Source organism: Arsukibacterium sp. MJ3, assembly GCF_000987765.1.
Taxonomy (GTDB): Bacteria; Pseudomonadota; Gammaproteobacteria; order Enterobacterales; family Alteromonadaceae; genus Alishewanella.
Map to the genome: position 1 here is coordinate 1 of NZ_LAHP01000192.1, position 424 is coordinate 424.

At 47.6% G+C, this 424-nt stretch carries 1 protein-coding gene; it reads right to left on the minus strand.

Features of this window, described 5'->3' with window-relative positions; all coding sequences use genetic code 11:
* The coding region (locus VT06_RS17455) for a peroxidase family protein (protein ID WP_046555607.1) at positions 1–424 on the minus strand (424 nt) is incomplete at both ends.

Here is a 424-nt window from a genome sequence, read left to right on the forward strand (position 1 = left end):
GGTAATTACATTAAAGAAATCGTTATTCAATGTACCTGGCTTGCTGGTAAACACGCCATGCTTGCTACCGCCGAAGTTCGCACCCAACGAGCGCATACCACCTACTAACACGGTCATTTCTGGCGCTGTTAGCGTAAGCAACTGAGCGCGATCAAGTAGCAACTCTTCGGCTTCTACCGAGTAACGCTTCTTCTGGTAATTCCGGAAACCATCAGCAATTGGCTCTAGCACCTCAAACGATTCTGCATCAGTTTGCTCTGCTGTTGCATCGGTGCGGCCTGGGCTGAATGGCACATCAATTGAATAGCCTGCATCTTTTGCTGCTTTCTCAATCGCGGCACAACCACCTAACACAATTAAATCAGCTAACGATACGCGCTTGTTACCAAGTTGCGCAGAATCGAAATCCTTTTTAATGCCTTCG